We start from the raw sequence: 466 nt of genomic DNA on the forward strand, positions 1-466 counted from the left end.
GCTCGAACTGCACGCGCTCCTCGCCATCGAGCAGCATCCCGTGCACATGGCCGGACCCGTACATCAACCAATCGACCACATGCCCGTCCGGCCGCACGGTACGTCGCCGGTTGCCGAGCTCGTCGTATTCGTGATGCCACACGTAGCTGCGCCGTTCGCCGAACAGATCGTACGCATGATGTTCGCGCACCAGATTGCCGACCGGATCGAAGAAGAACTGCACGCGGCTGTACCGGTTCGCCGCGTCGATCAGCCTACCGCTCGGATCGTAGGCAAACCGTTCTTCGCTTTCCCCTGCCACACGCTTCATCAGGCGGCCGCTTGCGTCGACGTCCATCGACGTCACGCAACCCGCCTCATCAATCGAAACGAGGCTGCCGCTATCCGCATCGTATTGATAGCGCGTCGACTTGCCGTCGAACGCGACTTCCTCGATCAGCCGCCCTGCAGGATCGTAGTGGAACTG

1 pseudogene is annotated in these 466 nt (G+C 62.0%); it reads right to left on the reverse strand.

The annotated features are described in order from the left end of the window. Positions 1 to 466 (reverse strand): annotated as a pseudogene (locus DIE22_RS37890) (RHS repeat protein); the annotation flags it as partial.

It is taken from the genome of Burkholderia sp. Bp9142 (assembly GCF_003853415.1).
Lineage (GTDB): Bacteria > Pseudomonadota > Gammaproteobacteria > Burkholderiales > Burkholderiaceae > Burkholderia.